The organism is Streptomyces sp. NPDC007095, from assembly GCF_040634475.1.
In the GTDB taxonomy this organism is placed as follows: Bacteria; Actinomycetota; Actinomycetes; order Streptomycetales; family Streptomycetaceae; genus Streptomyces.
The window spans coordinates 54,977-70,808 of the sequence record NZ_JBEYFS010000025.1 but is presented as its reverse complement, the minus strand read 5'-3'; the positions used below and the strand labels follow the sequence as shown (position 1 = coordinate 70,808).

General features: G+C 67.4%; 8 protein-coding genes and 1 tRNA gene. 3 read left to right on the top strand and 6 right to left on the bottom strand.

Annotated elements, in window-relative coordinates; all coding sequences use genetic code 11:
• Positions 1-161: 161 nt before the first annotated feature.
• Positions 162-695, bottom strand: coding sequence for a hypothetical protein (locus ABZ656_RS11710; protein WP_129592221.1), 534 nt, complete (start codon positions 693-695; stop codon positions 162-164).
• 420 nt (positions 696-1,115) lie between these two features.
• Between ABZ656_RS11710 and ABZ656_RS11705 the strand changes: the two genes are divergently transcribed.
• Positions 1,116-2,117 carry a helix-turn-helix domain-containing protein gene (locus ABZ656_RS11705; protein ID WP_360266885.1) on the top strand — a complete coding sequence of 334 codons (1,002 nt, stop codon included), beginning with the start codon at positions 1,116-1,118 and terminating at the stop codon, positions 2,115-2,117.
• A 398-nt stretch (positions 2,118-2,515) separates the two neighbouring features.
• On the opposite strand, the gene ABZ656_RS11700 is transcribed toward ABZ656_RS11705, so the two are convergent.
• The 3 genes from ABZ656_RS11700 to ABZ656_RS11690 all read right to left on the bottom strand — a co-directional run bounded on the left by ABZ656_RS11700 (position 2,516) and on the right by ABZ656_RS11690 (position 7,650).
• Positions 2,516-2,929, bottom strand: a complete 414-nt coding sequence (locus tag ABZ656_RS11700) for a DUF6300 family protein (RefSeq protein ID WP_101403226.1) — start codon at positions 2,927-2,929, stop codon at positions 2,516-2,518.
• Positions 2,926-6,519, bottom strand: coding sequence for a DNA polymerase III subunit alpha (gene dnaE / locus ABZ656_RS11695; RefSeq protein WP_360266882.1), 3,594 nt, complete (start codon positions 6,517-6,519; stop codon positions 2,926-2,928). Before dnaE ends, ABZ656_RS11700 begins: the two co-directional genes overlap by 4 nt.
• A gap of 495 nt (positions 6,520-7,014) precedes the next feature.
• Positions 7,015-7,650 (bottom strand): SMI1/KNR4 family protein, encoded by a 636-nt coding sequence (locus tag ABZ656_RS11690; protein ID WP_360266879.1) that lies wholly within the window; start codon positions 7,648-7,650, stop codon positions 7,015-7,017.
• Between the two features lie 439 nt (positions 7,651-8,089).
• Here ABZ656_RS11690 and ABZ656_RS11685 point away from each other — a divergent pair.
• Positions 8,090-8,166: transfer RNA gene (locus ABZ656_RS11685), tRNA-Met, on the top strand.
• Positions 8,167-8,509: 343 nt separating this feature from the next.
• Here the strand turns inward: ABZ656_RS11685 and ABZ656_RS11680 are convergent.
• Positions 8,510-9,760: a hypothetical protein gene (locus ABZ656_RS11680; RefSeq protein WP_360266876.1), complete on the bottom strand. Its 1,251-nt coding sequence runs from the start codon at positions 9,758-9,760 to the stop codon at positions 8,510-8,512.
• Between the two features lie 888 nt (positions 9,761-10,648).
• Complete coding sequence (locus ABZ656_RS11675) at positions 10,649-14,302, bottom strand: LamG-like jellyroll fold domain-containing protein (protein ID WP_360266873.1); 3,654 nt, start codon at positions 14,300-14,302, stop codon at positions 10,649-10,651.
• A 417-nt stretch (positions 14,303-14,719) separates the two neighbouring features.
• Between ABZ656_RS11675 and ABZ656_RS11670 the strand changes: the two genes are divergently transcribed.
• Positions 14,720-15,733 carry a LacI family DNA-binding transcriptional regulator gene (locus ABZ656_RS11670; protein ID WP_101403221.1) on the top strand — a complete coding sequence of 338 codons (1,014 nt, stop codon included), beginning with the start codon at positions 14,720-14,722 and terminating at the stop codon, positions 15,731-15,733.
• Positions 15,734-15,832: the final 99 nt, after the last annotated feature.

Here is a 15,832-nt window from a genome sequence, read left to right as displayed (position 1 = left end):
CGCCAGGCATGGATCAACGACCCCGCCAAACGACGCCAAACCGAACAACAGATTTCATAGCATCACATTCGTTTCATTTGACTTGACAGGCACCGCCTAGCGCCAACCCGCCCGCGTCCCCGCGGACCACGGTCTGCGGGCCTAGCCGCCAGAGGCGAGGTTTACGCCTTCGTCGTCCACTCCTTGAAGCAGATCCCGATCGGCTTCTTCACGGTCGCCTTGCCCATATAGCCGCCGATCTTGAGGTACGCGTCGTACTTGTAGACCTTGTACTTGGGATAGGCCCTCACATGGCCCACCCTCCCCCTCGGAACCTCGAAGCGCGTCTCGATCTCCACCGTGTAGCTCTTCCGCACTTCGGACCCGATGCTGCCGCTGATACTGCCGGCGGTGAACCCCGCCTCCGACGAGAACGCCGTCTCCACCGTCCTCGAGAAGTTCAGCTTCAGGGTTGTCTTCCCCTGGCCGTCGGTTTCCGCGATCGTCTTCTTCCCGCAGCTGCGCCCCAAGTACTTCCCGTGACGCAGTTCGATCGGCCTGAACGGCCTGCTGATGGACGAGGCTCCGGTGGTCGTGACCTCGGTCCTGGCGGTCCCGGCAGGTGCGGCCGTGGCCGTGCCCGCGCCGAGGATGCTCAAAGCCATCGTGCCTGCGACCGCGCCCGCGACCAGAGCGTTATTGCCCCTGCACTGCATGAACACTCTCCAGTTTCCCCCGTGAATGTTGCCTTCATCAGAGTGGCGTGCCACCCCCGGGAAGTCGCTGGCACTGAGTCCACACTCCTTAGCGGTGAGTCCACACGGCGGTACGGACGGTGCGCAGTTGCGGCTCAGCGACGAAGCGCCGTATCCGCCCCTCCTCCTCTGCCCGTCCCGCCTGGGCAAAGGCCGACGGGTTCAGGCACCTCGGACGACCGTCCAGAGATCCCCAACAGCATCCGACGGACAGAGCCCTTTTCAGGGATCCTCAACACCAGTGGGTCACAACGGGGAACCGCACCCGGCAGGCCGTTCACCAGATGTGTATCTGCAACTGGTGCAGTTCTGCCATGCCCATGCCCTTATTTAGGGGTAGACAAGCCGTACAAGGACTCGTAAGACGGCGAGGAGGGGGACATGCTGATCGAGACGGTGTTCCGGAGCGAGGAGCTGCCGACGGCGGACCGGTTCGACTGCTGGCGCGAACTGGTCGGTCAGACGCATGCTCCGCTGGACCTGCGCAGTGACCACCGAGCGGATTTCCGGGCTTCTCAACGTGTGCTGGACCTCGGTGCCGTATCGGTATGGCCGACAACGTTCCAACCGGTGTGCTTTCGGCGGACGCCGAAACTGATCCGGCAGTCCGATCCCGAGGGGCTGCACCTCTCGCTGCCGTTAAGCGGGGCGCTCCGCACCATCCGGGGCGAGGAGGAGTCCGTATACGGCCCGGACAGCCTGTGCGTCGTCGACACCTCCCGTCCCGTCGACGTTCACGGAGGTGATGACTCAAGCCCGCACACCGGAGTGGGGCTGGAGGTCCCCAAGGCGCTGCTGGCACTGCCCAGGAACAAGGTCGACCAGGCTGCCAGGCTGCGGTTGTCGACGCAGGAGGGATTCGGCGCCCTGCTGGCACAACTGCTCACCCAGCTGGCGAACGGCACCGATTCCTATCAGCCTGCCGACGGACCCCGGCTCGGGGCAGTGGTGGTCGACCTGTTGTCCGCGCTGATTGCCCACGCCCTCGACGCGGACAACTCGCTCCCACCGGAAACCCGCCGACAGACCCTCGTACTGCGCATCCGGGCCTTCGTCCAGCAACATCTGCACGACCCGCAATTGACCCCGCGCACCATCGCCACCGCGCACCACATCTCCCGCAGCTACCTGTACCGCCTCTTTGAGCACGAAGAGGAGTCGGTCGCTGCCTGGATCCGCCGTCAGCGCTTGGAACACGCTCGCCGTGACCTCGCAGAGCCCGCCATGCGCAGCACCCCCATCCACGCCATCGCCGCCCGCTGGGGCTTCTCTCATGCCGCCGACTTCACCCGCGCCTTCCGCACGGCCTACGACATGTCACCCAGGGACTACCGCAGCCTGGCCCATCGGCCTCCTCGATCTGCGTCTTCTCTTCAGAGCTGAGGTTGCTGTCGAGGTCCGCTCTGACGCGTTCGATCGCGGCCGCCGCACCAAGGGGGTGAGGGGCGGTGGTGGCGATGATCGCGCCATCAGGACGATCGGGCGATCAGGTTCGGGCGGGGCTGGACGGTGCTGGTGTGGTGGCGCAGACGGTGCCGCCGTCCTAAATCTTCGCGCAGGCGCGAGCGTCTTCGGGGCGGGTGACTGGGACCATTCGGGTGTGAGCGTCGAGTCCGGTCTGCTGGCGGTATTCCTCGGAATCACCGCGTTTGGGCCGGTCAGCCCCGCCCGGGGACGCCAGTTCCCCCTCCGGGCGGTTCCCGAACGCCGTCAAGACGTAGCGATTCCTGCTGTCACAACGAAAGTCGGCAACTCGACAATGGTCTCCGCTCTGTCTCGCCTCACAGGTCAAGCTGCCAGTCAGTGAGCACACCTCTAGGCCAGAGCTCGCCGCCTCGCCAGAGCCGCTCCTGCTCGTTGAGGAGTCCCTCGTCAACGGCGGTTTTCCGGCGGTTTTCGACCCACAGCTCGGCGAGTGGCCCGAAGACATCGAGTTGGTCGGCAGGGAAGGAACCATCCTCTTCATAGAGGGCGACCAGCGGTGCCGCGGCCGAGTCATCGCGGTCGCAGACCCAGCACAGCACGGCTTCTCTGAAGCCGCTGACGGTGCCGCCCTTGTTGTTGCGCCAGCTGTGGGGAAAGCGGGCCAGCAGTATCGTCTGCCGGCTGCAGCTGGGGCAAGGTGGCGTTACTCCGACGTTGAGGACGATCTCCTCTAAGTCGTGCGGCTCGCCTGTACTGGCTTCCTCGCTCACGCCACCCCTTGCCACGCCTCCTGGCCAAAGGATCCCTTGATGTCTGAGGCGATGGTCGCGGCGTTCACCAGCGAGGCAAGCTGGTAGACGATGGTTTTCTGCGGGCCGCGCACCGCGAGTTGAACGGGATTCTGGCCGGGGTGGGCACCCATGATGCGTTTGAGTTCATTGATGCACAGCTCGTTGATGCGGTGATAGGGCAGCCGAAGCTGGACGGGGGCTGCGCCGTCGCGTCCGGCGGAGGTCACGTCGAGGACCTGCAGTTCCTGCCCGAAGATGCTGATGGCGCCGTCGCGGTCGTTGACGCGGCCTTGCACGGTGATGACGCTGTCCTCCACCAGGGCGGCGGCGACCATCTGGTAGGTGGCGGGGAAGAAGAGGACCTCGATCGCTCCGTCACGGTCGGCGAGGTTGACGATGGCCCAGGCGTTGCCTTGTTTGGTCATCTTGGGCTGGACGCTGGTGATCAGGCCCGAGAGGCGGACCACGCCTTCGGTGCGCCCTGAGGCCAGCAGGTCCACGATGGTGGTGTCGCGGTTGTTGGACAGGATGTGCTCGGTGCCGTCCAGCGGGTGCGCGGAGACGTACATGCCGAGCATCTCGCGTTCGATGGACAGCAGTTGCTTGCGGGGCCATTCGTCGTCGCTGACCGGCACGTCCAGGCTGAATCTGTCGTCGCCGGCTGCATCGCCGAGGCCGGCGAAGAGATCGTCCTGTCCGTAGGCGGCTGCCTTCTTGAGCGGGACGACTGCGTCGATGGCGCTCTCGTGGGCGGCGGACAGTCCCTTGCGGGTGTGTCCCAGGGAGTCGAAGGCGCCGGACCTGATGAGGGATTCCACGGCCCGCTTGTTCAGCGCGGGCAGGTCGACCTTGTCGAGGAAGTCGGAGAACGAAGTGAACTTCCCCTTGGACTTGCGGGCCGCGATGATCGATTCGATGACGTTGTCGCCCACGTTGCGCACGGACAGCAGTCCGAAGCGGACGTCGTCGCCCACGGCCGCGAACTCGGCGAGCGACTCGTTCACATCCGGCGCGAGGACGGTGACACCGAGCTTGCGGGCATCGGCGAGGTAGATGCCGGCCTTGTCCTTGTCGTCACCGACAGAGGTGAGCAGGGCCGCCATGTACTCGGCCGGGTAGTTGGCCTTGAGGTAGGCGGTCCAGTAGGAGACGAGTCCGTAGCCTGCGGTGTGGGACTTGTTGAACGCGTAGCCGGAGAACGGGAGCATGACGTCCCAGATCGCCTTGATGGACTCTTCCGAGTAGTCGTTGTCGGCCATGCCGTCGTGGAACTTCTGCCACTCGGCGGCCAGCACCTCGGGCTTCTTCTTGCCCATCGCGCGGCGCAGCATGTCGGCGCCACCGAGCGTGTAGCCGGCCAGGGTCCGGGCGATGGCCATGATCTGCTCTTGGAAGATGAGCAGGTGGTGGGTGGAGCCCAGGATCGGGTCCAGGACTTCCTTGAGCTCGGGGTGGATCGGGTCCGGGTCCTGCTTGCCGTTCTGCCGCAGCGCGTAGTTGGTGTGCGCGTTGGCGGCCATCGGGCCGGGCCGGTACAGGGCGAGGGCGGCCGCGATGTCTTCGAAGCGGGAGGGCTCCATCAGCTTCAGCAGCGCGCGCATGCCGCCGCCGTCGAGCTGGAACACGCCGAACGTGTCGCCGCGGCCCAGAAGCTCGAAGGTTTTCTTGTCATCCAGCGGGATCACGGTGACGCTGGTGTCGCCGTTGCCCGGGTCGACGGTGGCCAGCTTGACGCCGCGGTTCTCGCGGATGTTCGTCAGCGCGTGGTCGATCACGCCCAGGTTGCGCAGGCCCAGGAAATCCATCTTGACCAGCCCCATGTTTTCGCAGCTGGGGTAGTCAAAGCCGGTGATCTTGACGCCGTCCTTGGCGCGCATGTGCAGCGGGATGCGCTCGGTCAGCTTCGTCTTGGACAGGATGACCGCGGCCGCGTGCACACCGGTGCCGCGGGTGAGGCCTTCGACACCCTTGGCAGTGTCGATGACCTTCTTCACCTCCGGCTCGTTCTCGTACATCGTCCGGATTTCGCCGGCCTCGCCGTAGCGCGGGTGCGCGGAGTCGAAGATGCCGTCCAGCGGGATCGACTTGCCCATGATGTCCGGCGGGAGCGCCTTGGTGATGCGCTCGCCGTGCTGGAAGGGGTAGCCGAGGATGCGGGACGAGTCCTTGATCGCGTTCTTGGCTTTGATCTTGCCGAAGGTGTTGACCATGGCGGTGTACTCGTCGCCGTACTTCTCGGTGACGTAGCGGACCATGGCGTCGCGCTGGCGGTCGTCGAAGTCGAGGTCGACATCCGGCGGGTTGATGCGCTCAGGGTTCAAAAAACGTTCGAAGAGCAGACCGTGCTCGAGCGGGCACAGCTCGGTGATGCGGGTCGCGTACGCGACGATCGAGCCGGTGGCCGACCCGCGGCCGGGCCCGACCGGGATTTTGTTGTCACGGGCGTGGCGGCAGATGTCGGCGACCACGAGGAAGTAGGAGGAGAAGCCCATGGGGCCGATGACCGTCATCTCGGTCTCGAAGCGCTCCATGACCTCGGCCGGGATCGGGTCGCCGTAGCGCATGGCCAGGCCCTTGAGGCATTCCTTGCGCAGCCAGGACTCCTGCGTCTCCCCCTCCGGCACGTCCGGGTACTGCGGCATCTCGTCGACGTTCTCGAAGACGGAGTCGTAGGACTCGATGCGCTCGGCGATCAGGAGGGTGTTGTCGCAGGCCTCCGGCAGCTCCGCGAACAGCTCCCGCATCTCGGCGGCGGTCTTGAGGTAATAGCCGCTGCCCTGGAACCGGAACCGCTTCGGGTCGTCCTTGTTCTTGCCCACCCCGATGCACAGCAGGTTGTCATGCGCATCGGCCTGGTCCTCGTGCACATAGTGCGCGTCGTTCGTGGCCAGCAGCGGAATGCTCAGATCCTTCGCCAGCCGCAACAGCCCGTCGCGGACGTCCTTCTCGATGGACAGCCCATGGTCCATCAGCTCCAGGAAGTAACTCTCCTTGCCGAAGATGTCCTGGTAGGCGGCAGCGACTTCACGGGCCTCGTCGTACTGGTTCAGCCGCAGCCGCGTCTGGATCGCCCCGGACGGGCAGCCCGTCGTGGCGATGATGCCGCCCGCGTGCTCGCTGATCAGCTCCATGTCCATCCGCGGCTTGCCCGCGGGGAACTGACCGGTGTAACTGGCCTCGGTCGACAGGTAGAAGAGGTTCTTCAGACCCTGGACGTTCTGCGCCCACATCGTCATATGCGTGAACCGGCCACCGCCGGAGACGTCCTTCGAGCCCTCGCCGTCGTCCGACATGGCCCGCTGGCCGCCCGGACCCCAGAACTCCTGCTTGCGGTTCCGGCGCGAGGACGGCGCGACGTAGGCCTCGATCCCGATGATCGGCTTGACGCCGTCGACACCCTTGGACACCTGATGGAACTCGTACGCACCGAACATATTGCCGTGGTCGCTCATGGCGACGGCCGGCATCCCCTGACGCTCGACCTCGGCGAACATCGGCTTGAGCTTCTGCGCGCCGTCGAGCATCGAATATTCGGTGTGATTGTGCAGGTGAACAAAGGAATCCGTCACCGGGAGGGCACCTCCGGAGCAGTCGCGGGAAGGACTTCACCCTAGCCCCCAAACGGTGATCAGATCCGGCCCTGAAACGACCTCAAAGCCCCCTCGGCCAAGCCCTCCCCGGGTGACCTCGCACTCTCACAAAACGAAGTCGAAACGCCCCTCGGCGTGGCGGCTCGTCCCGTGTCGACGACGATCTTCAGAAGCCCGAGACAACCCGGAATGCCTCACCCAGTGAGCGTTACGGGGGATGCCTCCGACACCTCACGAGAGTGGCCGATTTCAGCCGTCTTGCCCGGCCCCGGCAGACCGGCTCGTCGCCCAGCCCGGCAGCAGACGCCTTGAACCAGCTCACGCGCGATGGCGACGACGGCTGAATCCCCTGCGGGCTACGGGGCGGCGTGCGAGCCCGGGCCGCGGAAAACGTCCGAGCCGCCTTGCGCCGCCTTGACGACCTACGAGGTCATCGCATTGGGGCTGTCGGTCGCTGCCAGAGAGGTGACGCCTTCACATGCCGCGGTCGGGGCCGTACCACGATTCGGGGCGTTCCCCTGCCGACATCGGCAGGCGCTGCAGTTTCACAGGGCCTGGATAGAAGGCTGAGCTGTTCGGGCCGGTCATGTCCTCGCCGATCAGGTAGCGGTAGAGCCATTCGGCGAAGCTCATGGCGTACCGCGACCACCCTCCCTCCCCGTCCTCGATGAGAAGGGAGGGAGCGTCGAGCCCTGAAAGAAGGAAGACGGTCTCGCCTCGGTCAGTACTGGTGATCGGCCACAGTCCCGTCTCGGTCCCGAAGGCAAGTTCATTCAGTCCGAACAGGACACGAGGGTCCTCATCGGGGCTCGCGTCGCCCCAGGGCACCTGTGACCAGGCCAGGACTGTGCTCTGTATCTGAGCACCGAGGTTCCACCGTTCCGTCGCAGGGTGATGGAGGTACAGGTGCCCGTTGAGTTGGACCGGCCCATAGGCGTCGACGAGGACCCGGTAGTCGGATGGCAGGCAGACACCGATTTGTTCGTGGAGCCGGTCCCAGGCGCCTGGGTCTGCGTACCGGTTCTGCGCCGGTCCAAGCATCGCGATCGCAGCAGCTAGGTAATCGGTCATGGGATCCTCATTGGTGCGTGCGACTGACCCGGGGATCAACGGCGGATCGGCCTCATGGGGTCATCCGAAGTACATTCCGGATCATGTCAGCCTGGCACTCTCACCGGTTAAGGTCGTCAGCCTGCGGTAGCAGATCAGGGCACCGGCGGTCCCGGCGAAGGCCAGAAAATGTTCGGCCTTGCGTTCATAGCGACGGTGCGGGCGGCGGCACCCCGCGAGCCACGCGACCGTCCGCTCCACCGTCCAACGGTGGCGGCCCAGATCGGTGACCCAAACGAGGTGTCCCGGGCCGGGAGACGGGACAGCGGGCCCGGCGACCGTGTTGCCCAGGCGGGCTGTGTGCCTTACCGCCCGCGCGGGTGAGCCAGCAGCCGAGTACCGAATGAGGACGGGGCAGCCTCGATCGCCGACACCTCGCGGCAGGCGGGCGATCATGGTCTCGGGGCCGGGAGGGATCGCGTAGGGTGGAGGAATCCGGCGCGGGGTGGAGCAGCTCGGTAGCTCGCTGGGCTCATAACCCAGAGGTCGCAGGTTCAAATCCTGTCCCCGCTACCAAGACCTGAGGGACCAGCACGATGTGCTGGTCCCTCAGGCGTGTCGTGCCAACCATCTCAACTGACCTGTGCCACGCGGGGCGTGGGCCAACTCACAGCGGTAACCGGGACGTGAGCGGAACAACCCGAGACGGTTGACCGTTCATCAAAGTGTGGCTGCGGAGGGGACAGTGTCCCCGGGCCTCACCTATAGCCCATGGGGACGATCGTCCGGCTGAAGCCCCATGGAGCCTTCCGCCGCGAGGCGACCGCCCTCCGCACGCCATCACCCACGGCCCCGGCTGGTCTCCCCGTTCAGCCGGGGCTTTTCACGCGCTGATCACCGGCGCGGCGGCAGGGCGCAGCTACGAATCCACGAGGTACGCCTTCTCGCCCATCATTAGCGGTGCGTCGGCGGGCCCCTTGATGTACGGGCCTCGCCAGATCACCCGGTGCTCCTGGTGGCTGGGATACCACTGCCGGACTTTGTGCATCCGCACCGGCCACCGGTGGTGGTACACCCGCTTCGTCTCCCCCACCGGATCCGACGGTCGGGGTGAGGGCGCAGCGAGCCGGATGACCCGTACCTCGGGCTCTCGCGACACGGAGCCGTCATCGCCGTCGACTGTGCGCGCTCCGGATGCGGCCTGAGATGGGCCGGCGGCCGTGACGCCCTGGGCGATGAGCCGCCAGAAGGCGAACATGTAGCGGCCCACGAAGTCGTCGTAGGGGTCGTCCACGCGGCCGCGGCCCCACTCCCCGGTCTCGGGGACCGGCTCGGAGCGCCACCGGGAGGCCTGGTTGAGGGCCTTCTGGAACTGGCGGTGGCGCTCGGACAGATCTGCGAGCATCTCGGTACTCTCCTCCGCCAGGCACGCATCGCCCCGCATCCCGTACATGCCGTCCGGCATCAGCACAGGAAGCGGATTTCCGGAGGCGCGCGCCTGGGAGACCGCCTGTCGCCATCCGGCCGGCTGTACGGGCCCGTCGCGGTCCATGAACGTCGTCACCCGCACACCGGGGTACTGGGCGGTGGGCAGGACCTGGTGCTGGGTGATGAACTGCCAGCCGAATGCCTTGGTGTCCGACAGGGAGCCGGTGCGGTTGACGACCACGACCGGCTCGGGCAGCACCAGCAGCCCGGTGGGTACGAGGATGTCCCGGTCGCGGTCCAGAGTGCTGACGTCGGCCGGCTCGAGGGTGGCGGCCGCGGCCATGACCGCGGCGTGCGCGGCCGGGGAGATCACGAGGACCTCCGCCTGCCGCAGCAGTTTTCCGATCTGCCGTATTTCCCACGCGGCAGCCTCCCCGGCCGCCCGGGGCCACGGAGGCCGGTACCCCTGTTTGCCCAGCGTCATCGACAACGCCGCATCCCATGCCAGATCCTCGGGCCGTTCGGCCATGTCCGCGAGATCACTGCGGAGCAGCACGCTGTGCAGCTCGCTGACGACGTTGTTCATGTTGGAGGCGAGCGTCATCTGCACCCACGGGTTACCAGTCAGACACCGCCGTGTCTGCTCCCGCAGGCGGTGCGCCGCCCGCGCCGCGTCGGCCGCCGTCCACTGCCCGCCCGTATCCCTGCTGCGCTCCCGCTTGTCCCGGCTCGCTTTGCCCACCCCATGGCCCCCTACCTCGACGCCCCGTTGCCGAAGCCGTACCCGACCGCGAAGGCCACGACACGACGCGATCCAGCCGAGAGCCAGGGCACCGAAAGGCCAGTTGAGGGGGATTCAGGACCCGATGCTGCTGGACGCCGCGCTGTGCCGGTCCAGGAACTGTCCGAAGGTCTCATGGAAGTCAGGCGGTGACGACAGGCCCTCAACGATGGCCTGCCACTGGGTGGGGTCGTTCCCGCACAGGTGCAGCAGGGCATCGCCGGCCGCGGACTGGCGCTGACTGCTGACTGCTGACTGCTGACTGCTGACTGCTGACTGCTGAGCACGACGTGGGCGGGCAGCTGGCGCAGCGGGACGTCGGTGCAGTGCCGGGATGCGCGCCCGCACCAACGAACAGCGCCGCCGCCGGCAGCTGGATCAGCCCACCGAACAAGCCCCGCCCAACGCCCCGTCTCCTGCCTGACCCGGCATCGCCTCGCGGCTGCCCACGACCTGCTCTGCACTCTGACCGTGCGACTGGGACTGCGGGCGCAACGCATGTGGGGGATCCGGAAAGGTCGAGCAGCACGACCTGCGGTGTCCCGGTACTCCAGCATTCGTGGCAGGGCTCAGTTGGCCTTGGCGCCTGGGCTGGATACCTGGAGGGTTCGTGCAGGCAATGCGAGCGGCACGCCGGAGCCCCCTGGCTCCGGAGCTCTGGTCCGAGGACGACGGGCCGCGTCCGGTCCGGCCATGGCCGGCGCCCGGTTCCGCCGATCAAGGCTGAACCGGGCGCCTGGCGTGTGCACCGGCGGCGAAGCGCGCGTACTTGTCGAGTGGGGGATGCGGGAAGAGGTACCCCGCTACCCGAGCGTTGTGCGCCTCGCGTCGCCGCCGGTGGTCATTTCCTCAGCGCACCTCCCGTGCGTACGGCGCCACGGTGATCCGGTCGATCAGCGGGGCGTAGCGGGAGCGCAGCAGCACGCCGGGAAAGGTGTCCGAGGTGTAGGTCGTGCCGTCGAAGTTCGGCAGTTCCTCGGACCGGAAGGAGATCGTGTTCTGTCCCTTCTTCAGCTGGACCGGAACGGTCAGCTCCCAGAAGTCGTTCTGGTGGAAGGTGTGCGGGAAGCCGACCCGCTGGATCGCGCCGCCGTTGACGGAGATGTCCGCGTGCCGGGCGAGCGGGTCCGGGTTGTAGTGGGTGGCCTCGGACTGCTCGGGGTTGGAGTAGCGGATGCGCAGCGCGTACAGACCGGGCCTGTCCGCGGCGACCTTGAACGTCGCCGTGTTGCCGTTGCCCGGGTCGCCGCCGATGCCGGTGATCGCCGTACCGTCGGTGGCGAGCGACAGCGGCGCGAGCGTCGCCGTACCGGCGAGCGTCGCGTCCTGTGCCTCGTATGTCCGCACCGGCAGCGCGCCCTCGGTGGGTGTGACCGTCAGCCGGTCGACGAGCGTCGGGGCCGAACCGCCGGTCACCGTCACCTTGTTGACACCGCCCGAGAGGGAGACCGCCACGGTACGCCGGTCCTTGGACAGCCGTAGCACCTCGTGTCCGTTGACCGAGACCCGGCCGTTCGCGCCGCCCAGAGTGTCGACCCTGAGGGTGGCCTCGCGATCGGCCGGAGAGTAGACCCAGAACGTGGCCGTCTGGCCCTTCGCGAGCCGGGCCGCGCCCGATCCGGTGGCCGCCCGCTCCGGCAGGTCGTACACGGGCCGCGCCCCGCCTCCGGCCCAGGCCAACTCACCCTCGTACACCTGGGTGTTGGCAGCCGCGCTCGGCAGGGACAGGGTGAGCCGGTCCACGATGGCGTCGCCCTTCGTGACCCGCTTGCCGTCCAGGCTCTTCGCGGCGAGCGTCAGGGTGTGCTTGCCCTTGGTCAGCTTCACCTTGGTGTCGGTGTGGTCCCACACCACCCACTTGTAGCCGAGCGGCATGGACAGCTCCTGCTCGGTGTCGGCGGAGCCGTCGACCCGGAGGAACACGTTGGTGGGGCCTTGTTCCTTCACCTTGTCGAAGGTGTTGAGGGAGTTGGCGAAGACGCTCAGGTCGTAGGTGCCGTCCTCGGGCACGTCCACGGTGAAGTCGAGCGTGACGTCCGAGCCGGTGCGCAGGCCGCCGACGTCGTAGCCGCCGGAGGTGTAGAACTTCGACACGTCACTCGTCGAGCCCTCCGGACCGTTCTTCGAGTAGCCGGACCCGGTGTGCGCCGCGTTCTCCGCCTCGTACGAACCCTGCCAGCGCACCGGCGCGGTCTGTGTGCCCTTCGCCGTTCCGGCCGGGCTCAGGACGATCTCGTACGCCGACGACTCCTTGAGTGTCGGCAGTGTGCCGTCGCCGAAGTCGACGGAGACCGTGCCGTCGTCCGCGACCTTCAGGTTCGTCTCCGTGAGCAGCTTCGGGCCGGAGTTGTCGCCGATCTGGCCGCTCCACTCGATCTCGCGGACCCAGGCGTGCACGCTCTTGCCGAAGATCTTCTTCGGGATGTCGGCGAAGGTGATGTGGCCCTTGCTGGTGGAGCCGCCGAAGATCAGCCGCGCCTGCTTCTTCTTCTCGTCGAGGGTGGCGACGCCCTGCATGGTGTAGTTCTGACCGGGGAACGGCGGGTTCACCGATACTGTGTGCCCGCTCATCGAGGCGTACGAATTGAGCAGCCACCACTGGCCGTTGCCGCGGTTGGACTGCACCGCGGAGTCGGAGAGGTTGCCGTCGATGTTCCAGTAGGCGATGTCGGCGTCCACCTTGGACTCCTCGATCGCGGACACCCACTGGATCATCTGGCCAGGGACGGAGGTGTGGTAGTTGAAGGCGTATTCGTTGATGTTGATGGGGAGTTGGGTGCCCTCGTGCGCGGTGCCCTTGAACAACTCCTTCTCCCACGCCCGGTACTTGGCGACGCTCTCGCGGACCGCCTCCGGGTGGCTCAGCTCGTGCCAGGTGATGACGTCCGGGAGGGTGCCGGCGGCCAGGGTGTGGGTGAGGAAGCCCTTCACCTGGTCGTAGAGGACGCTGGTGTTGGGGCCGGCGATACGGGCGTCCGGCATCCTGTCCTTGATGAGCTTGTACGCGGAGTCCCAGGCGGCGAAGTAGTCGTCGGGGTCGCTCAGCCAGTTGACCTTGTTGTAGCTCCAGGTGCCGGTGCCGAACATGTTGCCCTCGGGCTCGTTGAACGGCACGAAGACGATGTTGTCCTGGTACCGCTTCGGCAGTTGAAGTACCTGGTCGACCTGGGTGGCGATCTTCTCCTCGTACAGCTTCAGCTTCTGTGCGGGGGTGTCGCCGGGCCACTCGTAGGGGAAGCCGCGGTGGATGTCCGTCATGTAGATGTACACGTCCCCGTCGGTGGAGTCGGCCAGCGGCTTCACCACCTCCAGCGCGTCGGCCCCCGGGTGCTGCGGGCCGTCCTGGGCCTTCGTGGAGACCGTGCGCAGGCCCATGCCCTCGATGAGGTTGTTGGTGGGGACGTCCGGTCCGTACACGCCGTAGAGCGTGCCGGAGGCGCCGCCGTGGAACGCGCCGGTGTCCGAGCCGAGGTCGACGGTCAGGGCTCCCTCGCGGACCACGGTGACGGTCGCCTTCACCGCGCGCCCGGCGGCGGTTCCGGCCACGGTGAACGTGCCCGGCCGGGCGTACCTGTCGGACGGTACGGCGTCCCAGGTGACCGGCGCGTCGCGGTCGTAGCCGTCGGAGAAGGAGGAACGGACGGCAGCGGGCAGGGACGGGGCGGTGCCGGTCGTCGTGCGGACCTCGAAGGACGTCTTCGACAGCTCCTGGAGGGTCGGCACGGTCCCGACGGTGCCGGCCACCTGCTCGGGGCTGAGTGCCGCGTGCCAGACGGTGAAGTCGTCGACCGCTCCCTTGAGCAGCGGGTCCGGCCAGAAGGATTTGCCGATGTACCCGGCAGCGGCGGCCGAACTGTCCAGTACGTCCTTGGCTTTGACGCTGGTCTCGGTGGCGGAGACCGGCACGCCGTCGAGGTAGGTGGTGAGCCGCCCGGCGGAGGTGTCGAGGGTGACGGTGACGGTCCGCCACTGGTCGGCGGGGAGTGGCGCGTAGCCGCGGACCTGTGCCTCCGCACCCCCTCCGCCGGTGGTCACCGAGGTCTGCAGCAGCCCGTTCCCGCTGTAGGGGGTGGCGAAGAGGTACTTGGTCGTGTCGGTGCCCAGATCGAAGATCCGCTGCCAGGACGACTTGTCGCCGCTCCACTTCACGCGCGCGGAGACCGTCAAGTCGGCCGCGTCGCCGAGCACTTCGCGGGGGAGGCGGACGTACGCGCCGTTGGAGTCGGGTGCGCCGCCGGGCAGCGCGAGTGCCTTGCCGCCGGTCGCGCCCTCGACGGACTGGGCGGTGGAGCCGTTCACCAGGGTCGCCGTCAGGTCGTTGCCGGAACTGTCGGCGATCCGGCCGGAGGCGAGGTCGTCCTGGTCGAAGGTGTAGTGGGCGACGGGCTGCGGCGTCTCGGCCGCCTGAGCGGGCACGGCGGGCGCGGCCAGCAGGCCGGCGCCGAGGGTCAGCGCCACGGCGGCCGGTGCCCGGCGCCGGGCCGATCTGTCAGCGGATGGCATGGATCGCGTCCTCAATCCTGGAGTGTCGGAGTGCATCGAACCGGTTCGATCAGGGCGTGGGGGGCAGCAGGAAACTCGCGTGGCTGACGGGGTTGGCGGCTCAGCGGCTCCAAAGAATGCGTGGAACCGGCTTGGGGTCGTCGGAAGGATCACTTCATCGAACCGGTTCCGGGAAGCTAGCACCGGGAATCCCGGCCAGCAATCCCCCAGGCCCGAAGAAATCCGGCCTTCTGCCGGGCAGGAAAGTGCTGTCGGGGGTGTTGACAGGCGTTCGGCCTCTTCCTACCTTCACTTCACGCGAACCGGTTCGACGATCGGCTTCCGTCAGACGTTCCAACCCCTGTCCAACCCCTACTCTCACGACCGGCGGGTACTGTCTCCACCGAGGAGCGAACCGGTTCGAGCAAGGAGCCACCCGTGAACATCGGTGAGATCGCCCGGCGGGCCGGTGTCTCGCGGAGCACCGTTTCGTACGCGCTCAGCGGCAAGCGCCCGGTCTCCGGCGACACCCGCCGGAAGATCCAGGAGGTCATCGACGAGCTGGGCTACCGGCCCAACGCCAGTGCGCGTGCCCTGGCCAACGGGCGGACCAGCACGATCGGCCTGGTGTTCCCGCCGGCCGGGAACCATTACACGGGGATGCAGCTGGACTTCATCGGCAGTGTGGTGGAGGCCGCGGCAGCCTACGACTACGACGTCCTGCTCTCCCCGAGCGGTGTCGACAGCGACCGCTCGTTCCAGCGGCTGCTGGGAGAGCGACGGGTCGACGGCGCGATCCTGATGGAGATCAGACTGCAGGACGACCGGGTCGACCACCTGGCCGAACTGGACTTCCCCGCCGTCGCCATCGGCCGCACCGCCCACCTGGAGGGCGGCTGGTGGGTCGGCCTGGACCACACCGCACTGACCGCGGCGTGTGTGCACCACCTGGCGGACCTCGGCCATCGCCGGATCGCCTTCGTCAACCGCCCCGAGCAGCTGCTGCGGGCCGGGTACGAGTCCGCGCACCGCGGCCTCGACGGCTTCACCAAGGCCGCCGCGGAACGCGGGCTCACCGTCCGGACGTACCCCTGCGGGGACGATGCCGCCTCCGGCCAGACCTGCGTGGAACGCATCCTGCACGACGACCCCGCCACCACGGCTCTGGTCACCCTGAACGAGGCCGCCCTTGGCGGGCTGTACCGGGGGCTCGCCGGGGCGGGCCGCCATGTGCCGCGCGACTTCTCCATCACCGGAGTCGTCGCCGGACGGTGGGCGGAGACGGTGACCCCGCAGCTCACCGCGGCGGACGTACCGGCGGAGGAGATGGGCCGGCTCGCCGTCGACCTGCTGGTGGAGCGGCTCGACCATCCCGACGCGCCACCCCGGCACCATCTCCTCACACCACCCATCTCCCTGCGGGCCAGCACCGGGCCGAACACAGCCTCCTGACCACACCCGCGTAGTTCACCGCACCCACCGCACTTCACCTCACCGGGCGCCCGAACCGCTCACCGTGCTGTTCGCCGTGCCCGCTTTCGCTCACCCCCC